The sequence below is a fragment of the Myxococcales bacterium genome, from assembly GCA_016699535.1.
Classification (GTDB): domain Bacteria; phylum Myxococcota_A; class Polyangia; order Polyangiales.
Genome location: CP064980.1, coordinates 3,020,638 through 3,045,471 on the forward strand (window position 1 = coordinate 3,020,638; position 24,834 = coordinate 3,045,471).

The window sequence follows — 24,834 nt, forward strand, 5'->3', positions numbered from 1 at the left end:
CCGGCGCAAACAAAGGCATCCGTTGGGCTGAGCAATGAAGCCCAACTAGTTTCCACCCACACCAGCTAGCGCCTGAGCTTCGCGTATCTTGTTCCAACGTAAGGCGTAGCGCCCCTCCCCACTTGGGCCATAGGCGATGTGCTCGGCAAGGCCTGGGTAGAGCGAATCGGCGTGTGCTTTAAGCGCCTTAACAAACTCTTCGACGGGCATATCTAAAGTCTTCGTTCGAAACAGATATCGATTGCGGCCCTTTTGCAATGCGGCAAAAAACTTTTCCCAGGTGGAATCGATGGTAACAAGACGGGGGTCAACACCATCGAGACGAGCTACATAGAGCGCTAAGCGTTGTCTTTCACCATCCATATAAATCTGATGCGAAAGCCTGAATCTCTGAGCCATCGGATGTTCACTGAATGCCTGATACGCTCGATTAATCCACTCCTGTAACCATTCAGGACTAAGAAAAGTACCGGTGTCGCGCCGAACCGAATATTTAAGCTGACTTAATTCTGTGTTGCTTACACCGTTTCCAAGCGCCGTTACCTTTTCAGCCAATTGGTCAAGCGCCAGCTGTACATCCAGATTTGCGAAGTGAACTCTATTGAGCGTCGGAGCCATCGCGTAAGTAAAGGTATCGCCTGGGCGCATTTGTCGGACTAAGGACTGATCAAGCCGTACATGCCGAATGACATAGCGCACGGTATCCTCCGCCGAGATTCGGTGAATCCAAAACAAATAGGCTGGTGCATTTTCATTGCCAGCCCTCACGGCGTTAGCCGCTTGTTGAAGGCGGTCCACCGCACCTTGAAGCAAGCTTTCAAAGGCCTCGTAGTCCTGCAACTGCAGCCCCGATTTACTTGTCATGCTGCTTTGACCTAGATCCGAGAGCAAAGGCAAATCATGCAAGGCATCGAGGGCCGGATCTGCTTGCACCGCTTCTCGAAAAGCCGGGCCAAGGAGTGCCCGCAACTCAGCATCATCAATAGTTTCGAGAGCAAGCCGAACAAACTCGTGGGGTAAGTGGCCTGCATTGGCCAATTCAAGAGAACGCGAAGCGCCATGCCACACGACAGATGGCCCCGGGGTAGCGCCTGGCGCCTCAGGCGAAAGACGGGTATCAAGCATCGCCTCAGCTTGTGTCGCTCGATTCGCCCATGCAGCGCCTAGTTCTGGCTCTACGGGTTGAGCGCATTGGTTGTGAACCCACGCAGCCAGCACACCGACGAAATAGCTGTGATCTTCTTCGACCTCAAAGTTGTAAACCGTTTGCTTTTTATGGGTCGGACTAACAGACACAACTTGCAAGTTATCAGCGCCCGCGCTTCTTAGCTCATCTGCGACTTGCAGCCTGGCCAAGGGAGTCCAGCCTTTGTCTTTTACAAAGAAAGGGTGCTCGGCTGTCGCTAACAAGCTCTCGCGCTTGCCAGATGGATTGCTCAGCACGAGCTGCCACAAAACTTGATTCGGGGTTTCAAAAACACGCGTTACTTTTGCCAAGCGTGGCTCAGCACTCTGCTCAGCACGACTCCACACTTTCATGCCAGGTTGCACTGTTTCGATGGCTATCATGCCATGTTCGGCCTGAACGGGAGTTCCCGCAGCAAAACAAAGACCACCCTGCAACGCTGGCATCTCCTCAGCAAAAAAACCACCTGCTCCTCGAGCAAGCACGCCTCGACCATTGCTAACAACTTCCACTGGCACAGGAGATTGCCCGGTTTCAACGGCAACACCGGTCAGTTCGCCTCTGGCACTGGCTACCGTATGAGCCGCATCGGCGGCAGCCTCAGCTTGATCAGCCCCACGAGCAAGTCGAAGACTCGCTTGCGCCGCCGACCATTTTTGCACACTGTATAAAAGCGGGACGATATCTGCGAGCAAAAAAGTGCCAACCTGAAAGGCCAATAAGTACGCTTGCGACTTAAGAGCAGCTTCTTCGGCACGCCACACGTCCCATCCAGTCAAACCTTCATCAACCCCCGCTTGATAGAAATCGGTCACACGCTCGAAGCGCTCGTGCGCTAGCCAATAATCACTCACGCTGATTCCAACACCGATCGCACCACCGGCCGCGGCAATGCTAAGCGGTACGAGGCTAGCCGGGCCCAACCCCGCCAAGCCGAGGGCAATTGCGGCTCCAGCCAAATACTGCTTGCCTTTTGAAGCACGTGCTAACTCCATGCGAATAAAGGCCAGAGTATGATCAATCGGTAAGCCCTGACCTCGTCCAACGGCACCGCCGTGATAGTCTTGACGCAGCCTGACGCTAAGCTCGGGCAGCAATGCGAGTTCCATTAACTCTGCCTCGGTGTACTCGCTTTGCACTTTGCGCTCAACCTCTGCGATATGAGCCAAAACCTGAGGGACTACTTCGTGCATCCACGACCAAAACACGTCGACTGGAACTTCCGGAAGCAACACCTTGTAGAGTTTGTCGCTGCCGCCCCCAGGAAGTGTAACGGTCGCATCAAGCACCGGCGCGACGGTGGATTCCAAATCTTTTTGCATCATGCGGTAGAAGGCGGCCACCGAACGAATACCGTCACCTAAACGCAACAATCGGTTTTGTTCAACACAGAGATCAAAGCCTGTGACCTGCTGGCAGAACTCGCTATCGGGAAACCATTGGCACATCCAGGCCTCGGCCACGTCATAGAGCTGTTCAGGAGGCAGCAGTAGCGTAAAAGGGTCTTGCTCTTCGAGCTCCAAGTACCCCAACCCGCTTTCATCGCTTGGGGTTTCATTGTCACCGATAAGTTCAACGCTGTAAGTGCCCTCTGGGGCTTGCTCGGCTGCTTGGCTGACACACAACTCGAGTGCATCGCGTAAGTTTTCTTTTTCCTCGAGCTGGTAACTTGGTCCGTACAAGGTCTGCCCCAAGCCACGTAAATCAAAAAGGCACTTTTCATAGTTGTTGGCTGCTATTTCGATACTGCTCGCAATCTCACTAAAACCATTGCTTCCTTCGAAATAGCGGCGCGTCTCTGCCTGGTTAACCAACGCTAACCACTGGAGCGAAGCAGCATCCAACAGCTGCCTGGCTTCGTTGCTTTGAGCGTCTTGGCCAGTCTGTTTACTAAACACCGAAAGCTGTTCGATCAAATCGTCTACGGGTGTCGAATATCTATACTGAACGGCAAGCACCTGGTCTCGACGTTCTTGCAACATGACAAGGGCAGTTTGCTTTAGTTCTTGAAGCACTTCCGGAACATGAGCGCTGTAGTCCCGCTCTTGTTCTGCTGAAAGGCCATTGCCATCTTGCTGATCGATACATTCTGCGTCCCCTCGCGGCACACAGCTGCGAGCAACACATGAATAACCCTGCCACAAAGGACATTGAAAACTACTGTCGCATCCGCCTAGAGGGGTGGCAAGCGCGGAACCATCCGCCGACGTCCCGTCACTACTGAAAGGCACGCAACTCACAGAGGTAAGCAAGAGTCCGACTGCTGCGAAAGTGTAAGAAATAAATCTAAGCATCTAACACAAGGCACTGCACTAAACGTGCCACCGTTTGAGACGAAAAAACTCAACCAACACGTCGCTCTCTGAGGTCTAGTGTTTCAACAGCCTGACGCGCATGTCAGCCTAGCAGGGCAAGCCTTTCGAGGTGGGCGTTTGGTATACACAAAAAAACACAGCAAGCGATCAACAGAGCTAAACGGACGCAAGGTACGAAACCATTCTTAAGCATCGGTTTCGATCCACCGCTTTGACCCAACGCTTGCCGAGTTCTCAGCTGCCCAACAAGTGGGGTTTTGTGTGACATATGGCTACTCTTGTTGCCATCTAACCGGCACAACAGCCCGGAAATTTGTGTCAACGCGCTTTCGTACGCTACTCGTAAACTGGCTGACCGATAATGCTTAGGGGTATTTTGTATAAGAGATACAAGCATTGCCTATATGCCAAACAAAGTGGAGATTTTTCGAAGATTTTAGGCTTTTTAATAACGCGTTGGCACAAGTTCCTCGCCGTGAACTTTTCTTCTTCGCGGCTAGGGTCAGCTGGACTTCCTCTAGGATTCTGGATTTCTCAGCGCGACTGTTTCTCACGTACCTTGGTCTAACCACCCGTAGATATGCTTGTTTCTCTGTCCTTCCCAGCGGCTGCTTCTCCTTGAGGCAATTCGCTGCAGCGATTGATTAAGGCGCTTGGCATGCGGATTGCATGGATGTCCAGTCTTATGGCTACGGGAGATAAATAGATATGCTTAAGTCGATATGTTCGGCCTTGCTTGTTATCGTTATTGTCATCAACAGCGGTTGTTTGGTGGATGGCGGATCTAGCTTTGAAGAAAACCAGTCAGCAAACACCGCTTCGTTAAGTATTCAACTCGAGGAAGCCGGCCACTCGTTTTTCCACCGTGGAGACTTCGCTGTTGGGGTGCTGCTTTTAATAGCTGCATCTGCTGTTGTCTGGTGCGCTGGTAGTCCGCCGTGCACTACAGCGGCTGAAGGGCTATTGGCAGAGTTTAATGCCGGCACGCTCACAAAAGAGCGGGCAATCGAACTGCTTGCACAGCTTGAGAGCGCGCCTGTAGGGGTGAGCTATGTTCCCTGGCAGATTCGCGATAATATTATCGATAGCACGGTGACGTACTATGGCGCTGTTGAGGAGCTTGCGCTTGCGCCAAGTCTATGTTTGTTGAGTTTGATCGTCTAACGAAGCTTTCAGCAGATGAAATCACAGGCCAGCTTTGGGGTCTAAGCTCTACTAAGGCGTACATTGAACAGCTGCATGAACAGATCACAACACAAGAGTTCGTACTTCGTGGACTTCATATTGTACAATCGCAAGATAATCAAACAAAGGATCCCATCCATTTTATTGCGCATAGCGGTGAGTTGTTTGATTTTGGAGAGCTTGGAGAAGTTACCGCAGCTGTCTCATCGCAATTGGGAGTGGCATTGGGTGGGCGATCTAACAATCTCGAAGCAATTCTTTCTCCCTCTACAGATGCTGGGCAAAGAAAAGTATTTATTGCATTTGCAGCTGCCTCGGCGACTGAACTGGCACAGATAGGTCAAACTGCGATTGCGATACCTACTTTGGCCACGAGTGCTATAGTTCTTACTCCTACCATCCTAAACTTCGAGAGAAGTGGTTTCATAAAAACCGACAACCTTACTCTTGCACACGTAAAACAATATGTTCGAACGCCGCATGTTTGCTTATCGTATTGCGTCAATGAAAGCGGGGAGCTTCGTGGCTATACTGGTGGACAACCATGGGTCCCAACTCCAACCGCTGCCTATGGGGTTGGCGTCGGACTAACTAAACCGCAAGCAGATGCTTTATCAAAAATTAATCTGGCGTGGGCTTTAGCCAGGACTCCCGGAGTGTTCGCTGCCGCTGCAAACGCATTGAAAACAACAACAGAAGAGATGATAAAACGCGTACTTTTTGAGGGGTTAGTTGATACGAATGTTTCATGGCCTACGATTTCCCAAAACATCGCATCGCAAATCAATGGACCATACGCCACATCATGCCCAGTGGTTAAAACGATGTGCGGCACAAACTAGTCACTTGGTCCATAGCCGATGTACTCGGCTTACCTAAAGGCAAGCACCAGTCATCAAAGCATTGTTACGCGCTGAGCGCTTTTATCAGTGCGTTGTGGAGGTGGCCGTTGGAAGCGATGACACCACCCTCGTAGATAGAAGATTGTCCATGAAGGCCCGTGATAGAGCCGCCTGCTTCACGGATGAGCACGGCTGGAGCACAAACGTCCCACGGCATGACGCCGGGATCAACCATCGCATCGGCGCTACCAAGCAACATGTTTCGGTAGCCTTCAAAATCGTGCATGCCGCGCTGAGAGTAACTGCATTCGGCAAGGCGCTTCATCCAATCGGTGAAGCCGCTTTCGGTAAACTGAGCCAGGGCGCCATGCGCGATCAGGGCATCCTCAAGCGATGCATTGTTCGAGACATGCATCGGTCTGCCGTTGCCGTAAGCACCATCGCCGGTCACTGCAGTGAAAAGATCACCGGTCGCTGGCTGATAGGCAACGCCTAGCACCGCATCGCCCTGATATTCAAGCCCTAGCAAAATCGACCAGGTGGGTATCCCGCGAATGAAGGCGCGCGTGCCATCAATAGGATCGAGCACGAAACGCAGTTCCTGCCCACTACCCTTTGCGCTACCACTCTCTTCTCCCAGAAAACCTGCCTGAGGAAACTTGCGCGACAGAAAGGCACGACGCCGCTCTTCAATAGCTTTGTCAGCTTCCGTGACTGGGCTGCGATCTGGTTTTTTCTGGGTGCGTTTTGCTGCGCCTGCGCGGTAAAGGCCTAAGGCATCTTCGCCGCACGCTAGCACTTCATCGATTAGCTCAGCGAAGGCTTTGCGTCCGCCAATGCGATCGAGATCAAAGGCCTGTGTTGGATGTGAGGCCATATGCTCGATTCCAGACTACTGACGACGACGTCGAATTAACCACGCCGCTGCCGCAAGGGTAAAGCACATCGAGGAAAACTGAGCTTGGCTTTGCGCTGCGCTTACTGCGCAATTGCAAGCGCCACCGCTTGATCCACCAACGCCAGGAGGAATGAGTGTGCCGCTGTCGGCTCCGGCATCTCCTGAGCCGGTTCCGCCATCATCCACCGCAGCATCCGGATTGCCTGTGATGCCGCCGTCATCGATGACATCTGCGTCCGTGCCGGCATCCTGAGCAAATGCTAAAGCAGCAGGAGCGATCAGCATCAAAGTCACACCCAAAATCTTAGCCAAGCTAGTTCGTTTTGAAAGCCACATCGTCATCGTTCTCTCCTCCATGCCAAGGACCAAGCCCACATTAGCTGCCGCACGGTGTATACCATCTTTTCACTGGTCCTTTAAGTACTGTCTCGCAGAAAAAACACTGTGGTAAAGCACCGTGTTATCACTAGGACAGCCATCATGGACGAATCCCAACAAGCTCTATGGCCATGATTTGACACGGCGCGATCTACCGAAAAAGACAGCTTATGCTAAAAGCGCCCAATGTCTTTGGCAGCGATCAAGCAGAGCCTATCACCTCGCTCCCCACACGACGAGCGCGCCATCGGAGTTGCGCTCGCTCTTCTTGCGTACTTGTCTTGGGGGCTCTTGCCTCTTTACTGGAAGCAATTGCAGGGCGTGCCTTCCTCGCAAGCTGTCGCTCACCGAATCGTGTGGTCTGCTGCTTTTTGCCTTATTTGGCTCACTCTTCAGCGTCGCCTACCGGAGTTGGTCAAAGTCTTCTTTCAATGGCGCACAGCATGCATCCTTTGCGCCACCGGAACACTACTTGGCGTCAACTGGCTGGTTTATATCTGGGCAGTCAATCAAAACCGTGTACTTGAAAGCAGTCTTGGTTATTTTATGACGCCGCTGATGAATGTGCTCTTGGGCACTGTGGTGCTGCGCGAAACTCTTCGGCCCAAACAATGGATCGCTGTGGCACTTGCAACAGCAGGCGTGCTCAACTTTGCGTTGCGCCTCAATGCGCTACCGTGGATTGCTCTATGCTTGGCACTGACCTTCAGCACCTATGGTTTGGTGCGCAAGCAAACCGCGATTAAACCCATCGTTGGATTGGCAGTCGAAATGATAGCGCTAAGTCCTCTGGCGACAATCTTTCTTTTCCGAGTGCATCAACAAGGGGTTGGCGCTTTTGGATACAGCTCGCATAATAATCTCTTTTAGCGCTTACTGGCATCATCACGGTGCTGCCACTGTGGTGGTTTAACATTGGCGCGAAACGACTGCGCTATTCCACCATCGGTATTTTTCAATACCTCGCCCCAACTTGCCAGTTTCTTTTGGCAGCGCTCGTTTTCAAAGAGGCGCTGAGTCCGGCCAAACTCCTTACCTTCATCTTTATTTGGCTAGCTCTTTTTCTCTACGCCTACGATACACGCAGCGCCTATCTCTTGGAACAACAGAATCAAAAGACACACTAGAGAGTGCCCCTTTTGTCCCGATCTACTCAGCGACGTAGCCGAGGGCGCGTAGGCGCTGCGCAGCTTGGGCGTTGTGTTCGACATCAACAGGTTGTTTACGAACAGCAGCATGTTTGGCTTTCTCGGAGTTTTCTTTGATCGCTGTTTTAAACTCAGCCACAAGCTCGGGCTCTTGCTCAGCCAAGTTGCGTTGCTCGTTTGGATCTTCTTCAAGACGAAAAAACTCAAACTCGGGCAATCCTCTTGGGTTGTTCTTGTTGGCTTCGATGAGCTTGAGTTCTTGGAAATCTTTGCGCTCACGCAAGGCTTGAAGAACGTTACCCTCATGGGATTCTTCGGCGTATATTAGATCGGTGCCTTCAAAAAGATTGCCGCCCTGCACACCTTTGGGCAACGCGATGTCAAACTGGCTAAGCAGCGTTGGCATCAAGTCGATGCTTTGCACCCAATGCTCGATGCTCTGCCCTGCTTTTTCATTGTTCGGAAGCTTGACCAGCAGCGGCACATGAAGCTGTTCATCATAGAGTGTTGTGCCATGCCAGAAGCCCCCGTGCTCGGCAAACTCTTCACCGTGATCAGCGGTAAGCACAATTGTTAATTTGTCGTAAAGACCTTGTTGTTTGAGCTCAGCAATAAGTTTGCCAAATTGTGCATCCCAGTACTCGATTTCACCATTATAAAGCTGGCTTAGAGCATCAGCTTCGTCGCTTTGCGGCTTGGGATGAGCCGCACGGGCATAGCCTTTTCCATTGTAAGGGTGCTCGAAATACGGGTCATGAGGATCCATATAAGCAAGGAATAAGAACCACGGAGCCGCTGGCTTTTGTTTCAGCCACTGCAGTGCGTGTTTGTTCACAACACCTGCGTCTTGATACGCCGTTCCGGTTTCAACCGTGCCGCGCATGGCTCGAAAACGTTCAATCTTTTGTTTTAGAAACTGCACCAGCAATAGTTTTGCCGCTGCATCATCCGCTCCGAGCACGAAATCCGGTTCGAGATACTGGTAGTTGTCAAAGCCTTGGTGGAAGTTGAAATAGGGGGCCACGTTGTAGTTGGTCACAAAACCCGCAGTGCTCCAGCCAGCCGACTGAAAACCCTCTGGCAAGGTAGTAAGCGCGTCGGGCAGTGCATCGCTTTTAGCCATCACACCGTGGCTTGAGGGCAAACGACCACTTAGAATCGAAGCAAAGCTTGGTCTGGTCCATGAGGCGTTAACAAAAGCATGTTTGAAGAGCACCGCATCTTTGGCCAGAGCGTCGAGATGGGGGGTTTTTACTTTGCCGTAGCCATAGAGGGGCAAACGATCGGCACGCAAGGTGTCGACGACAATGAAAAGCACGTTCTTTTGGCTGGCATCTTCAACAGTCTGCTGATTTTCTTTATGGGAAACATAGCGCTGCATCGAAGGCTCAAGCGCCGCAATGAGGAGCGCAAAGATGAACACCATGGCCGGAACTGCCCACAGGCTTTGCACGGCTTTGCCAAGAACGCGCTGCAGCGCTGCCCAAACGAAGCGAAGCAAATAAAACAGCACGACGGCTGCCAGGGCGCAAAGCATCGCCGCGAGCAAGCCCTTTGGGCTTTTCCAAACAAGTTGCTCCTCGAACACATCCCGGCGCACACGAAACGCGCCAAGTGCAAACACCAGAAATGAGACAACCGATGCATAGAAAAAGGCGTGTCTCTTTTCCAGGGCAACCGCGGCGCGTTTTTGAAAACGATCCACGTAAGCCATACACACACCGACGCCAGCACCCATTGCGCTGCCAAACACGCCATAGACAAGAGCCCCATAAGCGAAAAGACGTGGCGAAAAGGCCGCGCCACTGAGAGTGACAACCAGTGCCTCAAGCAAACCCACGGTAATTCCAGCCCAAAAACCAGCACTTAAACCAAGCCAAAGCTCTTTAAAAGGTTCAGGCGGCGGCAACTGCTCGTCTACTGCCTCTGGCGGAAGAAGCGCTTCTTCTCGGTCTTGGTCATCCACTTGAATGCTTGCCTTGAAGGAAGGCTTACGCATCGCAAACAAGATACCGCCCACCGAAGAGACCAACATCTCTGCTGCAAAACCAACAATCGGGATCAGCACCGCTTGCGAAGCAGCAATGCCCATACGTGTGTACAGCGCTACCGCAGCAGCTTCGCGTAAACCAATACCATTGATCGAAGCGGGCAGCAGCGTCGCAAAGATTTGTAGAGACGAAGCGAAAAAGACAACTCCCACGCTAAGCTCGACACCAAGTGCATGGGCGGCGCTTACGTATACCAAGTTGTTAAAAGCGTGCGTGCCAATCCCCCACAAAAAAGCATTCATCAAAAGCTTGAACTTGCCGTGATAAGCACAGACCGCATCAACCAAGGTCGCAATGCGCGCTCGCAAAGCAGCTGGTAGCAGCTTGGCAAAAAAACGAAAAAGTTGAGGTTTTGCCAGCAGCGTAAGGCCTGCAGCCATTAAACATACAAAAAAGGCGTTAATGAGGAGAACGCCCTTGAAGCCAAGAAAAGAGATACCATAAATCGAAGCAGCCATCACCACTGCGCCAAAGGCAAGCTGACCCAAGATCATCTCAATGCCGATGGTGGCGGTGGCGCGCGCCGCTTTGCCGGTTTGCTTGGTGATGTCATAGATGCGCCAGCCACCAAGCCCTGTGAAACCTCCCGGAGTGAATGCTCCCCAGAAGCGCGCAATCAAAAAGGATCAGAACAAAAAACGCCATGGCGCATGAATGCCCTGCCCTCGCAACAAGGTGCCCCAACGCGCCACGCTGCAAGCTACCGCGCACAGCATCATCAGCACCGAAACGATAAACCAAGGCATGCTTAGGCTAGCAAGCTGCTCCCAAAGCACATCGGCACCGTCTCGCAGCACAACTTTGCGAAAGATCACCGTTAGCATCGTCAGAGAGAAGAAAACCTTAACCCCAAGAAGAATTGTTTTTCGTGACAAGAAGTTCATGGCGGCGGTTTAACCCGAGCCGCTCAGCGGGTAAAGAGACCGTCCAAGAATGAACGGCGGTATAAAAACCCCGCCGACGAGGATTTCTAGTCCTGACGATACCCCCGGGCAATTGTCGCCCCGGTGCGATGAAAGCTGTTTTTCCGCAATCTATTTCGGAAAAAGCCCATGTTTTTTTGGTTAAACAGGCGCTGGCTCGCATTCGTGCCCAGGCTCTGTTACTTTCCGGAAACATTTCGTTCCGGGGGGGCATCGATGATCGGAGTGCGGGGCAAGCTGTTTTTGGGCTCAGTGGTGTTGGTCCTAACAGTCACGGTGGTAAGCAATTTCTATTTGCAAAGCGAGCTCGAGGCATCGCTGGTCGAACGCATCCAGACCGAACTTAAGAGGCAAGCACGTGCACTAAGTGCGCGTGCCTCTTCCGAGGCGCTTCTGTATGACGCAGAAAAGCTCTCGCAAGTCAGTCAGGAAGTAGCTCACGCTGCCCAAGCACGGGTTTCAATTATTGGCCTTAACGGAACGCTGCTCGCTGACTCTGAACTGAGCCAAGCGGACTTGCGGCAGGCAGAAAACCACAGTACCCGAAGTGAATTTCGAGCAGCCCTTCGTCGTGGGTTTGGTGTCGCGCGCCGCCGGAGCGCGACAATTGACTCGTCCATGCTTTATGTCGCTGTCCCCATCGACCAAGGAGCGCAACACCTAGGTGTTGCGCGAATTGCTGCGCCGCTATCACAAATCAAACTTGCGTTAGCTCAGTTGCGTTCTAAATTAATTCTTGCGAACATCTTATCTATTGTAGCTGCGTTATTCCTTGCTTTTGTCGTGAGCCATTTTGTTTCCCGTTCGATTCGACACTTTGCCGATTCAGCGCGTAATATTGCCAATCTGGGGCAAGGTCGCGTGCCTATCTATTCCAAAGATGAAATCGGACACATTGCCAGAACGGTTAATCGCATTATTGACCGTACCGAAAAATCGATACAAGACCTGGCAGAGGAAAACCGCCAACTTACAGCAACGCTTGAGCGTATCGAACATGGGGTTGTCACGTTAAACTCGAAGCAAAAGATTATCTTTGCAAACAACCGAGCTATCAATTTGCTGCAACTGTCAAGGCCTGTACGGGGACAATCTCTGCCGCAAGAGCTATTTACCAAAGACCCTTCGCAAAACAGTCATCTCAAGGGCATAACCCTCGGTCCTGAAGTCATTATGGCAGGAAACGGCGCAGGCCAAGGGAAATGGTTGGCCGAGCACGCTAAGCTTGAAACATCCGATGCGCAGGTCTTGCTGTTACGGCAGATCTGAACTAAAAATCGGGTCAAAGACAAGGGATTGTCCCATGGTCGCGAAGCGATAAGCAGAGCCTGTTCAATGCAATCCTGAAAGACGAAAGGTCCCGTGGAAAAAATTTGCTGCGTTTGCAATAAGCCACTCGAAGACGCCGACGCACGAGAACTCGGCGGCCGGTTTTTTTGTGAAAAACATCATCAACGAGCCTTCAATAGCCTGGCTTCACGCTGGGGCCGCATGGGTTTGTTTGAAATCGCTTTTTTGGCCATCTTGGTTGCTGCCGTTGCCTGGTTTTGGGGTACGGAACCGAAGGCCTTAAACTGGCCAGCTACATTGAGCATGGCCCTCGTTCCGGCTTTGATTTGGATGAACTACATCTACCGCCTTGATCGCGTGGAGCCAGAGCCACTGTCTCTCGTTATGGGTGTGTTTTTGTTAGGCGGGCTACTTTCCCACGGTGTCGGCCATGTACTCATTCACAACGCCTTTGGGGTTGAATCCTGGCGCTACATCCCTCCTTTTGGTCCTTGGATAAGCGCCGTGGCGGTCATCGGAGTGGTGCAGCAACTGTGCGTCTACATTGCAGTCCGATACACAGTCTATTTCACGCGCGAATTTGACGAACCTCTGGACGGGGTTGTTTACGCCACAGCGGCCGGTCTTGGGATCGCCACCATTTCAAACATCGAATTTGCCGTTCGTGCACACGGCATGGTGCCCTACAGCGCAGCAGTCGCCATGGCATCGCACTCGTTGATCCACGTCGCTGCATCAACCATTTTGGGTTACGGCATGGCTCGAGCGCGTTTTTGGCAGCAACACAAACAGTTGTGGGTTGGCGGCACTTTTTTGATTTCGGCTCTAGTCAACGGCGGATTCAAACACTTGTCCATGATCGCTGGCATCCAGGGCGGCGACTACAAACCATGGATGACATTGGCAGTCTCGGCCTCTGTGGCTGCTTTAGTGCTCATTGCTATCGATATCATAACAGCACGCCTAAGCGTGGAAAGTTTTTCAGGCATTCGCCACGACGAGGGTCCGCATCCAAAACGCAGCTACGACTCTTTTCGGGCGCCTCGCTTTGTCGATCCCTTACTTTGGGTTGCCGTGCTCGTTCCTCTTATTGCCGCGGCGAGCTTCCGTGATTATGTCGCTATTCCTTCAAAGGATATTAGTTTTCTGGGAGGGAAAGTGCATTTTGAACTGCCTGCACGGTGGACGGTTCGTCAGATCCCCGGTGGTTTTCATGCAGAGCAGAGTTCACTCGATCAGTTTGGACCCAGTCTAACTGTGACTAAGATTCCTCTTCGGGAACAGGCTGCCTCAATCAACTTTCTACGCGATGAACTTGCTCTAGTTGTCCGAAAACAATTGAATCGAATCCCAGTTTCCGCGTCATAAGAGAAGAAAGCAAAAAAGCCTTCGGAGGGGCGGATAGTTTATGGGCTTTTGTGGCACAAATCGAAGAACCCGACCCAGAGGAGATGAGCGGAAGCGATTTACCAGTCGTATTTGCCGGCTACGATATTGTCGTGCTCAACAGCAAATCGGACGCTTACTATTTACATGTGATGTCGCCAGTTTCGCAGAGCGAGGACGACATCGCGTTGGTCCATGAGGTGCTCTCCGGGGTCAAACTCGAACCATGAAAACGCTACAAAAAAGTATCCTTTGTTTTCTTCTGCTCGGCAGCTTCCTTCAAAACGGGACGGCTCAGGACTCGAGTGCTCGCCTCACATCAAGAGCCTTTCCTTCGGCCGCCTACATTCGAGCCACCCGTGGCGTACCAGAAGGCGCCTCGGCTGCCATGATTGATCAACGCGGCTATCTCATCACCGCTTTTCATTCGATTGGGCCTATTAATGGCGCCACAGGGGTGCCGGGATCCTTCTACAGCAAATCCAACCGCTACGAGATTGAAATTTATCCACCTAACGGCGATGTACCGAGCAGGTGGATAGCTCGCGTGGTCGCCGGAGACATTCGCACCGACCTTGCTCTACTGCGCATTATGGCACCGCTCGATGGTCGCTCGATCCAAGACTGGATGGTGTTTCCAGCCCTAAACTTTGGTCAAACGCGTGCGATTGGCCGAGGCTCTCGCGTCTGGGTTGCTGGATTTAGCAATGAGAATCGTCCACCCGCCATCATGGAGATTTCAATCACCAATGTCGATCGAAGCCAGTTGGGACGTCTTGCTTGGCTCAGTTTTGATCGAAAGCTACCGACGACGATGGCGGGTAGTATGGTTCTCAATTCATTTGGAGAAATCGTTGGCATTGCCACGGGAACACTCGTCAATGGCGGGGACAAAACCAATCTCGACCGTGCCCGCCCTGTTGAGCGCATTCCATCAGCTTGGCTAGAAGCCTTGCGTCGCGGCCATATCACAGAAACAACCGTCGAAGGGATTCCTCGCCTACCGGACGCTGGCGAGATCAATGAGCTAGCGGAGGGCGATGGGCCGGAGCAAGCCCAAAAGCACTTTTTCATTGCGCCGCAACGCCGGCCAAGTGTCGTCTACACCAATCCAAAACTGGCCATGCAACTGATCAGTCCAAAAGGACAAGTCTTCCGCAAAGGCCAGGGCTCGGTTAAAATTGAAGAAAACGATCCGGCTAATTCGGTTGTTCAAGTCGATGTATCCAAAAGCAAACAAAACGCTTTGGCTTATAGCATTCGAACGGACAGCAGCTCTGCAAGGAAAAACGCACGTGTTGACGGTAACTTACCGTGGTATTCTGAAACCTTCTCGAAAGTTCCTGGCAAGCCAGTCGGCAACGGAGCTACCCTCACCGGTCGGCTCGTTCACGCAATCACCGGCGAGCCGCTGCGTGGAGCCATGGTCAACGTGGGCAAACCAGGCACCAATATGGAACGGCTGTTGGGAGAATTCCTGCGTGGCGAAATTGGGCGCACTCAGTTTGAAGTACACTTGCTTGGGCAAGCACGAACGAATCGCTCCGGTGACTTTGTGGTTCACAACTTGCCTCAAGGTAAGAGTCTGCCCGTCGCGGGATATAAGCCAACCTTTCGACCCGTCTATTTAAAGGCACATATCGCAGCAAGTGCGAAAAAGGTTAATCTCGGCAAAGTCAAAGTGACCTACTGGGAGCCAATTGCGTACTAAATAAACATTGATCTTTTAATTGGAAAACGATTGAGAGGGATTCTGCGCAGCTTCAAGCGCCGAGTTCCAGTACTTGCCTCGGGTCCATACTTCAAAAAGTGCCTCAAGACATTCGATACGCGTGCGCAAGACTTCGCTTTGGAAGGGATCAATTTGCCCCATCGTCAGCGTCTTTAGGTGTTGCTCTCGTTCATACCATGAGTCTTCCATGGTTTCGCGAAGCTGAGAGCGAACTTTATCAAACGCTGCACGGTGTTTCATAAACTGCGTTGTATGGTCTGAGAAACCAAGTTCACCAAGACGCCAATGAAGCTGGAATACGAAGAAAAAATCGTTTCTTGCTATATTGCTATCAATGATAGCCGGAGCAGTAATGGAAACTACTTTATTTCGATCCCAGTCGAATTGGCGATACTCCGCTTGAATATCTATTTTAGGCAAATAGGTGCCGCGCCATGAGTCACGAAACATTTTTGCCATTTGGTTCGCGGAGACACCAAAATTTTCATAAACGGTATCTATCAATACCGAAAGTGGCGGGGTAAATCGTTGTCTCAGCTTGGCCCAACGCATGAAGTCGCTTCGAGAAGGGTTGCGACGGGCGTTCATCTTAACGTTTGTCCATAGCTCGCTGCCAGTAAGAACCCACCACTTGCCCTTTTGACCTTCCGCTGAGGGAATGGTGGCCACACGATGAATGTTCCTAAGGGAAAAACCTTCGTGGAAAGGAAGGTGTCCCGTCCCTTCATTATCCACGGCATACCCGCGGCGGTCGGTTACGATGGCGATCATTTCTTTGCCACTGTCATCTCGACCATGAACCAGTTGTTTAATAGACTCACGTTCGTACATCGAATTGCCACCAATGTCCCAATTATCTCCCCCGTCGCGCGATATACGCACGCCCTCACTGGTGCCAATCCAAATCACCCCATCGTCGGTAGCCGTTGCCCAATTAACGTTCGCCCAAGGGGTGTAATAAACTTTGTAATAAGTCGGGTATTTCCAACTCTGCCTATCCCACTCATCGAGCGCACCCTTGTACAAACGACCGCCCGTTGCGACGTAGATGGTTTCCCGACCATCAAGTCCTGCGGCATAAGTTACAGAAAGCGCTTCGCGACCTGGCCAAAAAAGCACATCTTCATCCCAACTCACGCCGCCATCTCGCGAGCGAAAAAGCCCCATATCGGTGGTGGCGGCCATTTCGTTTGGTTCAGAAGATGAGCAATTAATCCAAGTGATGTTATTTTTCAGAGGAACGCCAAACACCCTTATAAAGGTCTCTCCGTCATCAAAAGAGCCAAAAATATGTTTTTTTGTGGCAACGATTAACGGCAGGGTAGCTCCTGGACATACCGCCATCGCGATAACCGGCATCTTTGGATCCCTGGATTTAGCAAATTCATCTTTCAGTAGCGTTTCATCGCCGTTTCCAGAGCGCACAGTGGAAGGTAAATTACGATGGACTACGTCCGGACGCACGCTAAGCCAAAGCGAGGTGCCCACATCGTAAGGAGTTCGACGCACGATTTCGCGATCCACACCAAGCACCATGAACGGAGCACGTTTAAGGTTGAACCCATAACCCGTCATATAGGTGGGCTCTGCCAACGGAATCGCTGGATAGTTACCGTTGCTGTATGGAAAAATCTCTCGTTCCGACCAGACAACCCCACCATCCTCGGTTTTGAAGACCGTTCCTAACTCTGTTCCCACGTAAATCCTTCTTGGATCGGTAGGGTCAGCCGCCACGGCAGTAAGACGTGCGTTAAAGCGACTTAGGGCAAGAACTTGGCGCCATTCAGGAAGGTCCTTGCCTTGCGCCAACGCAATCGATTTGCAAAGAGGATGAAAAAACAAACACAAGCACAGCCAAAAACATGCCCGTCTGATGCTTTGTGTATGCTTGAAAATTACGCTCATCCGCCGAGAATTCTACCTTGAAAAATTTAACCCGCTAAATTGCGACTTTTTAGCACTTTGTCAGATTTCCAGCAAACCGCCAGTCAATCGGTGAACAAGGAAAAAAGCTATGATATAAATACGGCCACGCCTATGCCAAACGAACGCCCTATGCTCATCGCCTGTACCGACCTATCTTCAAACTCGGTTGAAGCACTCCGACAAGCCGCCCGTATGGCAGGCTTGCTGGATTACCAAATTCGCCTTGTCTTTGTGGTAAATCCTAGTGCAGTCCTGCAAAATAACAGCAAAGACACAGAAGCAAGACACGAGGAACTCCGCGCCTGGGCGAATGATCAGTTACGCAAGCTCCACGCAACCGTGTTTGATGGACTTAACGTAGAGGCTGCGGTTGTCGAACTTCACGCCTCCGCAGAACCGGGATCCTTAGCGCGACCGGCTGAACGGCATGCAGTTGCCGAAGCCATATGCAAAGTGGCTAAGGATACGAAAGCGGAAATGATCGTTCTGGGAACCCATGGCGAGTCGGGCCTAAGCGACCTTGTGGTCGGAACGGTCCTAAAGCGCGTGGTCCGCTTGGCACCTTGCGATGTCTATACGGCGCGCCCCAATCCCAAGTACGCTACCGACGGAGCTATCGATTTTTCGATGCTGGAAAAGCGTTCTCCCAAATCTGGGATTAAATCGGTGCTATGCGCCATCGATTTCTCCCCTGGCTCAAAAATCGCCCTTGAACATGCCGTCCACATCGCAAAGGAGTCCAAAGCAACTTTGCATGTTATGCATACCTATCGTGTTCCTTTTTGGATGGGTCCTGGTTCCGATGAAATTCAAAAACAGCTCGAGAGCCAAGTAAAACACTCGATCGAAGAGTCCGTACTTCCCTATCAAAACGAAGGGATCAACATTGAATGCGAAGTAAGCGCGGGCCGTCCATCGCTTCAAATTCATGCTCAAGCCCAAAAGGTTAAAGCAGACTTGATTGTGATGGGTGTTCTCGGCCAAACCGATCTTGCCGATATACTGGTCGGTAGCGTTACCGAACGTGTGATACGTATTGCGACAAGTCCGGTACTTGCTGTACGACAAAACGAAAACCACTAGACCCGACGAGATACCATGTCCCGCTATCACTCCTTGTTTTTCCTATGTCTTTTAGTGATGACTTCAGGTTGTAAAAAGCAATCATCACCAACGCATGCCGCGATTAAAAATGAGAGCACGCCGCAGAAAACAGCTCTCCCTGCCTCAAACGATCAGCGCGGGCTTTTGTTGAGCTATGCCCAGTTCGTGACGAACGAAGCTGGCGAAGTCACGGCCAAACCTGGTCCTGCTCGATTTGATCTCTTGTGGCAACAAGACGGCGACTGGAAGACGGAGCAACTTGAAGACAACGACAGCAATGTCTTTCACAAAAGCTTCCCGTTTACCCTACCGAGCGGCAAAGAAGGCATTGTCACACTTGGCGGCACCGAGGCTATTGTAAAGTTTTGGACGCGAAGCGCTCCGGGACAGTTCAGCGCTAGGATACTCTGGCAAAAACAATTTGGTGGCAAGTTCAACCGTATGCGCGACGCTGAGTACGCAAAAGTCCTCGATGGACCATACCCGGACCTGGTTGTTGGAACACACGACCAAGGCGTTGTTGCCCTGCTTAATTTTAAAAAGAATGACGATGTCAGCGTCACCGAACTCGACAAGCAACCCAACACCTTTATTCATGAAATTGAAATCGGGGACCTCGATTCCGATGGAATACTTGAAGTCTACTCTACGCCCAGTGAGCCCAACAAGCTCAAAGGCGGCGCGCAACATGGGTCGGTCGTACGCTATGTGCCTAAAAAACATCAAGGAAGAAGCATCGTCGCTGATCTAGGAAACCGGCACGCAAAAGAAATTCTTGTGGATGATGTCGATGGCGACGGCAAAGACGAGCTTTACGTTGCGGTCGAGGCGCTTACTGAAGACTCGAGCCAGGGCACTAAAATCATCGAACCGGTCGAAATCCGTCGTTTCGATGCAGATACCCCGGCCGACAAGGGCATCAGAATAGCAGCCATTCCAGATCGCCTTTGCCGCTTTCTCAGCGTCGGTGACATCGACGGAGATGGGAAAAAGGAGATGGTGGCAGCGGCTTTTCGCAGCGGGCTGTGGCTTCTTAAACCATCGTCCGACCCTAAAAAACAGTGGGATACCAAAAACATCGATCGAAAATCTTCGGGCTTTGAACATGCTGCTTTATTTGCCGATCTTGATAACGATGGAAAAGACGAACTCTACGTGGCCGCCGATGAACAAGGAGAAGTCCGTCAGTACAGCTGGCAAGGTGGCAAAATTAAGCGGCAAAGCATTCTAAAACACAAAGTCCCCAAGGCATTGATGACTTGGAACATCGTAAGCTTTCCATTGTCCTTGCTGGAACCTTAGGCAATAGTGTCATGGGATGCAAAGCAGACAAGATACTGTTGAGCTGTTTCGTTCTCGTCTTCTCGACGTGATTGAGCGCGCAGACCTTAGCCGGTCGGCCTTCGCACGCCGGGTTGGGATCGATCGCTCGACACTGGCACAAATTCTTTCCCCTCAGACAGACCGGCTTCCTCGCATGGAAACATTGATTGCGATTGCGAACTCCGAGCAGGTCAGTGTGGACTGGTTGGTCGGACTTAGCCAAGACGGACGGCTCGGAACAGATATCGTTCGACAAAGCATTGAGTTTGAACGTGGCGGCCAAACACCATCGGACGCGGTCATTCTAAAATGGCACGCTGAAGCCGCCGGTTATAAGATTCGACATGTTCCGGCCACACTGCCTGACATTGTCAAAACAAAGACAGTGATCGAATACGAGTACCAGGACTCTTCAGCCATGAGCCCTCACGAAAAGCAGGAGTCTTCAGATGCACGTCTACGCTACCAGCGACGTCCCGAAACCGACATGGAGGTATGCACCTCGCGTCAAGCTTTGGAAGGACTCGCCCGCGGCGAAGGCATTTGGAGCGGGCTTTCAAAAAGGGCACGCAAAGAACAAGTCGCGCACATTGCTGAGCTTTGCCAAGAGCTCTATCCTACCTTTCGTTGGTTTCTTTTTGATGCGCTTCAAAAATTTTCGGTTCCTTTAACCATTTTTGGTCCGAAGCGCGCGGCCATCTATTTGGGAGAAAAGTATTTCGTGCTCAACAGCAGTGAACATATCCGAGTGCTTACAGCCCACTTTGACGACTTGATTTGTGCGGCAACGGTTCAGCCCACCGGGGTATCGGCCCTATTAGACAAACTTCACCACGACATCGGTTAGGAACAGCTGATGACTTCAAACCTTAAGGCACTTTTACTCGCGCATCAAAAAGAAGAAAAAAGCGAAGCGCAATCGTTTCAAAACATTCCTCAAAAAAGCATGCACTGCAGCCTCCCTGTGGATGGCGTTGTCACTGATTCGTCGCGATTTTTACAGCGCCTCTATCAGGGCGAGCGTATGCCTCGAGAAAAAAAGCCGATTGTCTTTAGTCATGCCAAAAGCAAAGGGGCATGGATGAGTTCGATTGACGATCCGCCCTTCACGGTGCTTGACGGCATGAGCCAAACCGCAACCTTGTGCGCTGGGTTTGAAGCAGACCGTGTAGTACGGGCTTACGTGGATGGCCGCTTTGATCAGGCAGCCCTGATCAACCCCGACACAAACGATACAAACGAAGCCATCGAAGACTTCAAACAACTGCTACTTCGACAGCTTCCACACTATAAGACAGTGTCTTTTTCAAACAGCGGGGCTGAAGCAAATGAAAAAGCGCTAGGTCTCTGTTTTGTAAATCGAAAGAACGATAAGCAGCGCCATGTTCTTGCCTTTGAAGGAGGCTTTCACGGCCGCACCCTTTTGGCTTTGCATGCGACCCATAACCCAAAGAAACGCGGGCCGTATGAAGTGCTCGGTTATGAAGCTAGTTTTGCACCATTTCCGGAGTGTAGCCCCGAGAAGGCATCCAGCATTGTAGCTGAGCCCAATTTTACAGCTGCCTTACTTGATGAAGGAGCTGCCTCGCTTTTAGAGAAGCACAAAGCCGACACTCTGCTGGCATCGGAGCTCGAGTCACTCGCGCAAGTGCAAAAAGCCTTAGAAAGTGGAAAGTTTTTTGCTTGCATTGTGGAGGCCATGCAAAGCGAGGGAGGCGAACGCTATGCCTCCGCTCGTTTTTTCCAGGCATTGCGCTTGCTCACCAGGCTCTACGACCTTCCACTTATTGTCGACGAGGTTCAGACCGGCTTTGGCTTAGGACGTCGTTTTTTCTGGCACCAAGAGCTCCAACTTATCGATCGCAATGCTAAGCCCGACTATCCAGATCTTCTTTGTTTTTCTAAACGCGCACAGCTTGGCATCACGCTTAGCAATTACGAAGATAGAGAGACCTCTTCCGTTCACCTCGCTTCGCTACTGCGAGGACAGTTGCATGCGATGGAAATGCTAAACGATGAATCCAGCGCAGAGCTCGAACGGCAAGTAGAAAAAGAACTTGAGCAGTTAAGCACTACCTTTGCCGACTTGATGCTGCGCCCCAGAGTCCATGGCAATGCGATAGCCTTTGATTTGCCGTCCGAAGAGCATCTGCACAACTACCTCAAACAGCGCTTTTGGCGAGGGGTTGTGGTCTTTGCCGCTGGCAGTCGCACGGTACGCTGCAGACTCAACAAAAGCTTTGGCCCGAGAGAGCTTGCTTTTCTGTTCGCCTCAATGCGCTTTAGCCTCGAATGGCTGCGTGAGCACCCTCACCAAGAAGCACCCTCTTGGCAGAACCCCGACACAGCGTTAGAGAAACGACAAGAACCTCGTTATTCAATTCGCCAGGTTCATTCTTCAGAAAGAGAAAGGCTGCTGCCAGCTATGCTTGCTCTTGAAGCCGAGATCTACGAGCCGGCGCGGCGTGACAGTCGAGAGACGCTCGGCAAGGCTTTTTCCGAACAAGATGGCATCGCCCTTGTCGCTGAAGATGCTCAGGGCAGGCTTGCTGGCTTTATCCTTGCGGTTCCACTTGAAACTGTAAAGCAGGTACCCGGCCCGGCGACCGACCCAAATCTCGGAAGGCACAACACTGTATACGTTCAGTCATTGACGGTTCGAAAACACTGGCAAGGATGCGGCATGGGGCGCGCGCTAAAGCACAAAACGCTTTGCATTGCGCGCGATATAAAAGACCTGCAGGGTCAAGCGCGCTATCTCTACCAAACAGGGCGAAACCGCGTTGGACAAACTGCTGCCATGAGCCATTTGAATCAACGTTTCGGTGCTTACGAAGTAGAACGTCTAAGCAATCAATATGACGAAGAGCAAGCAAGCGCCCTTTACTATCAGATTCATTTGCGCGGCTTTGGACGAAAGCCACAAGACTCTCAAAACCATCAACATAGGTTAAAGGCCCTGAGTTCTGGCTTATCGACTCCCTTTTTAAAGCCCCCACCCGCACTTCAAACGCTTTATGAGCAAGGAGCCTTGTTCGGCCCTTGCGTCAACAAGCTCACTTTATGTAACTACGTAACGCCGGCTGTCGTACGAGCTATCGAGTGGATTTCCGCGCTCTGCCCAGAGCATCCACATCTTTACCTGACATCCTCGCGCGATGAATGCATCGACAAAAGCCTTCGAAGCTTGCGTTCGCATCGCAAAGAGGCGCAGATTGCCGTGAGTTTCAAAGGAGCCTACCTCGGTCATACAACCGCAGCAGCACGCTCACTCAGTGATCCTGTGGTCCATCATGCGGGACCTAGCTATTTTCAACATTGGCCACTGATTGCGCATCCCAACCAATGCGGTATCGAAAATACCCTCGAGAGTTTGAAAGAAGTTATTAATGAAGCCGGCGGCAGCCACAAACTCTTTGCGGTGTTTGTCGAATCTATCCAGGAGCGCACCGGCGAAGTGCTTCAGGAAAGAGACTGGAGTCGTCTGTATGACTTCTGTCAGCAAAACGACCTGCCACTCATCCTCGTTGAAACGGCAAGTGGCTACTACCGAAGTGGGCAAGGCGCTTTTTATTCCAGCAGATGGTCAAAGCAGCCGGACATTCGCTCTTGGTGGAGCGGAGCTCAACTTGGTTTCATTCATCTCAAGAGTGACTATTTTGTCGACACGCCTCTTACGATGGTCTCGACCTGGGACGGTGATGAGTTAAGCTTGATTCGCACCGAACATCAATTGAAACAGGCATGGCAAATGGACCTCGCCCCGAAACAAAAAAGCCTCAACACGCTGTGCGAAGCGCTCGAAAGTCACTTGGGACCGATCAAAGGCGCGGGGCTCTACCGTGTTTTGCAAGCGTCGCCTCACCTGGAAAAAATAGCCAAAGCGTTGAGCCAAGCGGGTTATCATTACCAAATTTTCGCAAATGGCACGCTAGCTCTTGCACTTCCTTTGGATGTTTCTCAAGATCAGATACGAGAGCTTAAACATTGCTTAGCAGCATGCCTGCAGGAGATTGCCAATGAAAGTGCTTGAATATCCAGCCAATGCAAGCCCAAAGGAGCGAGGCCGCATCCACGGCGAAAGCTTTCGGCATCTTATCAAAGAAATCGCGGAGATCCGTACCGAGCTCTGCATCACCCTGGGCAGTTTTACTGACAGCGAGCAAGTCATGGAGCTCGCAAAGGAGCACTTGCCTTTGCTCCACAGTTGGCAGCCTGATCTTTACGCCGAACTCTATGGGATTTCCGAAGGAGCCGACCTTTCGCTCGCCAGCATCGTTGTGCTCAACCACTACACTGATTTACGTGATCTCAATGTTGACAACGTGGATCGCCCAAGTGCGCTACCGCCCATCTTGCCCGAGAAAACATACCGATTGGAAGTAAACGACATTTCCCAAGAAGACTGCAGCGCGGCAAATGTCCGTACCGAACGAGCAAACCTTTTGGGACAAACTTGGGATATGCACGCCTCGGCCGAACCCTATGTATTGATGCTTAAAACACCCGAAAGCAATGAAGCCCCTGCAAGTTGGCTACTTTCCATCACCGGCTGCCTTGGCATGGCAGGGCTCAACAGCCAAGGGGTGGGTATCACCATCAACAACCTTCGCAGCACGGATGCAAAAGTTGGCGCCATTTGGCCTGCAGTCGTCCGAGCCGCATTGAAACAAAGCTCAGCTATCGATGCTCGCGATGTGATTATGGACGCTACGATTGGCTCAGGCCACCACTACATGGTGAGCTCCGCTGAGCTATGCTTCGGAATCGAAACAACTGGACAGCTCAAAAAAATCGTTTACAGCGGGGATCCGATTATTTCGTCCATACCAACCATTGCCTTGATGAAGAGCTTGCCGCCTTGAGCCTTTTGCCAGAAGAAAGCACGTCGCACGAGCGCTTCAATTGCCTAAGCAATTCATTAAAAACAAGCACCCTGCAAAGCAGCGACGAGCTGTGGGAAGCCCTGGGCTCCCATGAAGGTTATCCACGCAGTGTCTGCTCGCATCTTGCCACACCCCAAAAACCACATTCGTCTCGAACCTGCGGCGCCATCGTGATGGATCTCAGCGGCGGCTACGCCCTTGCAGCCTCAGGCTGCGTCCATCATTCAAGGCCCCACTACTTTGATTTTGAATAAGGTCTAA

20 protein-coding genes are annotated in these 24,834 nt (G+C 51.6%); 14 read left to right on the forward strand and 6 right to left on the reverse strand.

The annotated features are described in order from the left end of the window. Positions 1–45 precede the first annotated feature (45 nt). The gene (locus tag IPJ88_14335; GenBank protein ID QQR89365.1) at positions 46–3,417 is read right to left on the reverse strand and encodes a hypothetical protein; all 3,372 of its coding nucleotides are present in this window, start codon (positions 3,415–3,417) and stop codon (positions 46–48) included. 792 nt (positions 3,418–4,209) lie between these two features. Between IPJ88_14335 and IPJ88_14340 the strand changes: the two genes are divergently transcribed. Then, complete coding sequence (locus tag IPJ88_14340) at positions 4,210–4,665, forward strand: hypothetical protein (GenBank protein ID QQR89366.1); 456 nt, start codon at positions 4,210–4,212, stop codon at positions 4,663–4,665. Beyond that, entirely contained in the window at positions 4,641–5,528 is an 888-nt protein-coding gene (locus tag IPJ88_14345) for a hypothetical protein (GenBank protein ID QQR89367.1), read from the forward strand. The genes IPJ88_14340 and IPJ88_14345 overlap by 25 nt, the downstream gene beginning before the upstream one ends. Before the next feature lie 64 nt (positions 5,529–5,592). Here IPJ88_14345 and IPJ88_14350 read toward each other — a convergent pair whose 3' ends face one another. After that, positions 5,593–6,405, reverse strand: coding sequence for a histidinol phosphate phosphatase (locus IPJ88_14350; protein QQR89368.1), 813 nt, complete (start codon positions 6,403–6,405; stop codon positions 5,593–5,595). 15 nt (positions 6,406–6,420) lie between these two features. After that, the gene (locus tag IPJ88_14355) at positions 6,421–6,768 is read right to left on the reverse strand and encodes a hypothetical protein (GenBank protein QQR89369.1); all 348 of its coding nucleotides are present in this window, start codon (positions 6,766–6,768) and stop codon (positions 6,421–6,423) included. A gap of 222 nt (positions 6,769–6,990) precedes the next feature. Between IPJ88_14355 and rarD the strand changes: the two genes are divergently transcribed. Continuing rightward, a complete protein-coding gene (gene rarD / locus IPJ88_14360) occupies positions 6,991–7,674 on the forward strand; it encodes an EamA family transporter RarD (protein ID QQR89370.1) in 684 nt (227 codons plus the stop codon). A gap of 20 nt (positions 7,675–7,694) precedes the next feature. After that, positions 7,695–7,931 (forward strand): hypothetical protein, encoded by a 237-nt coding sequence (locus tag IPJ88_14365; GenBank protein ID QQR89371.1) that lies wholly within the window; start codon positions 7,695–7,697, stop codon positions 7,929–7,931. A 22-nt stretch (positions 7,932–7,953) separates the two neighbouring features. Here IPJ88_14365 and IPJ88_14370 read toward each other — a convergent pair whose 3' ends face one another. Then, entirely contained in the window at positions 7,954–10,623 is a 2,670-nt protein-coding gene (locus tag IPJ88_14370; GenBank protein ID QQR89372.1) for a sulfatase-like hydrolase/transferase, read from the reverse strand. A 6-nt stretch (positions 10,624–10,629) separates the two neighbouring features. Continuing rightward, a complete protein-coding gene (locus tag IPJ88_14375) occupies positions 10,630–10,887 on the reverse strand; it encodes a hypothetical protein (protein QQR89373.1) in 258 nt (85 codons plus the stop codon). Positions 10,888–11,142: 255 nt separating this feature from the next. Between IPJ88_14375 and IPJ88_14380 the strand changes: the two genes are divergently transcribed. The 4 genes from IPJ88_14380 (at position 11,143) to IPJ88_14395 (ending at position 15,313) form a co-directional block, all read left to right on the forward strand. Further along, positions 11,143–12,195 carry a HAMP domain-containing protein gene (locus tag IPJ88_14380; protein QQR89374.1) on the forward strand — a complete coding sequence of 351 codons (1,053 nt, stop codon included), beginning with the start codon at positions 11,143–11,145 and terminating at the stop codon, positions 12,193–12,195. A gap of 93 nt (positions 12,196–12,288) precedes the next feature. Then, positions 12,289–13,584: a PrsW family intramembrane metalloprotease gene (locus tag IPJ88_14385; protein ID QQR89375.1), complete on the forward strand. Its 1,296-nt coding sequence runs from the start codon at positions 12,289–12,291 to the stop codon at positions 13,582–13,584. Positions 13,585–13,634: 50 nt separating this feature from the next. Continuing rightward, a complete protein-coding gene (locus IPJ88_14390; protein ID QQR89376.1) occupies positions 13,635–13,832 on the forward strand; it encodes a hypothetical protein in 198 nt (65 codons plus the stop codon). Further along, positions 13,829–15,313 carry a trypsin-like peptidase domain-containing protein gene (locus IPJ88_14395; GenBank protein ID QQR89377.1) on the forward strand — a complete coding sequence of 495 codons (1,485 nt, stop codon included), beginning with the start codon at positions 13,829–13,831 and terminating at the stop codon, positions 15,311–15,313. Before IPJ88_14390 ends, IPJ88_14395 begins: the two co-directional genes overlap by 4 nt. Before the next feature lie 15 nt (positions 15,314–15,328). Here the strand turns inward: IPJ88_14395 and IPJ88_14400 are convergent, their stop codons facing one another. Then, a complete protein-coding gene (locus IPJ88_14400; protein ID QQR89378.1) occupies positions 15,329–17,239 on the reverse strand; it encodes a hypothetical protein in 1,911 nt (636 codons plus the stop codon). A gap of 90 nt (positions 17,240–17,329) precedes the next feature. Here IPJ88_14400 and IPJ88_14405 point away from each other — a divergent pair, with 90 nt between their 5' ends. The 6 genes from IPJ88_14405 to IPJ88_14430 are packed head-to-tail and all read left to right on the forward strand — an operon-like array spanning position 17,330 to position 24,827. Further along, positions 17,330–18,343 (forward strand): universal stress protein, encoded by a 1,014-nt coding sequence (locus IPJ88_14405; GenBank protein ID QQR89379.1) that lies wholly within the window; start codon positions 17,330–17,332, stop codon positions 18,341–18,343. 15 nt (positions 18,344–18,358) lie between these two features. Next, entirely contained in the window at positions 18,359–19,666 is a 1,308-nt protein-coding gene (locus IPJ88_14410; protein ID QQR89380.1) for a VCBS repeat-containing protein, read from the forward strand. Positions 19,667–19,682: 16 nt separating this feature from the next. Next, the gene (locus tag IPJ88_14415; protein QQR89381.1) at positions 19,683–20,534 is read left to right on the forward strand and encodes a helix-turn-helix transcriptional regulator; all 852 of its coding nucleotides are present in this window, start codon (positions 19,683–19,685) and stop codon (positions 20,532–20,534) included. 9 nt (positions 20,535–20,543) lie between these two features. Further along, positions 20,544–23,720: an aminotransferase class III-fold pyridoxal phosphate-dependent enzyme gene (locus IPJ88_14420; protein ID QQR89382.1), complete on the forward strand. Its 3,177-nt coding sequence runs from the start codon at positions 20,544–20,546 to the stop codon at positions 23,718–23,720. After that, on the forward strand, positions 23,707–24,552 hold the full coding sequence (locus tag IPJ88_14425) for a hypothetical protein (protein QQR89383.1): 846 nt from the start codon (positions 23,707–23,709) through the stop codon (positions 24,550–24,552). Before IPJ88_14420 ends, IPJ88_14425 begins: the two co-directional genes overlap by 14 nt. After that, the gene (locus IPJ88_14430) at positions 24,549–24,827 is read left to right on the forward strand and encodes a hypothetical protein (GenBank protein QQR89384.1); all 279 of its coding nucleotides are present in this window, start codon (positions 24,549–24,551) and stop codon (positions 24,825–24,827) included. The genes IPJ88_14425 and IPJ88_14430 overlap by 4 nt, the downstream gene beginning before the upstream one ends. The last annotated feature ends 7 nt before the right edge of the window (positions 24,828–24,834 follow it).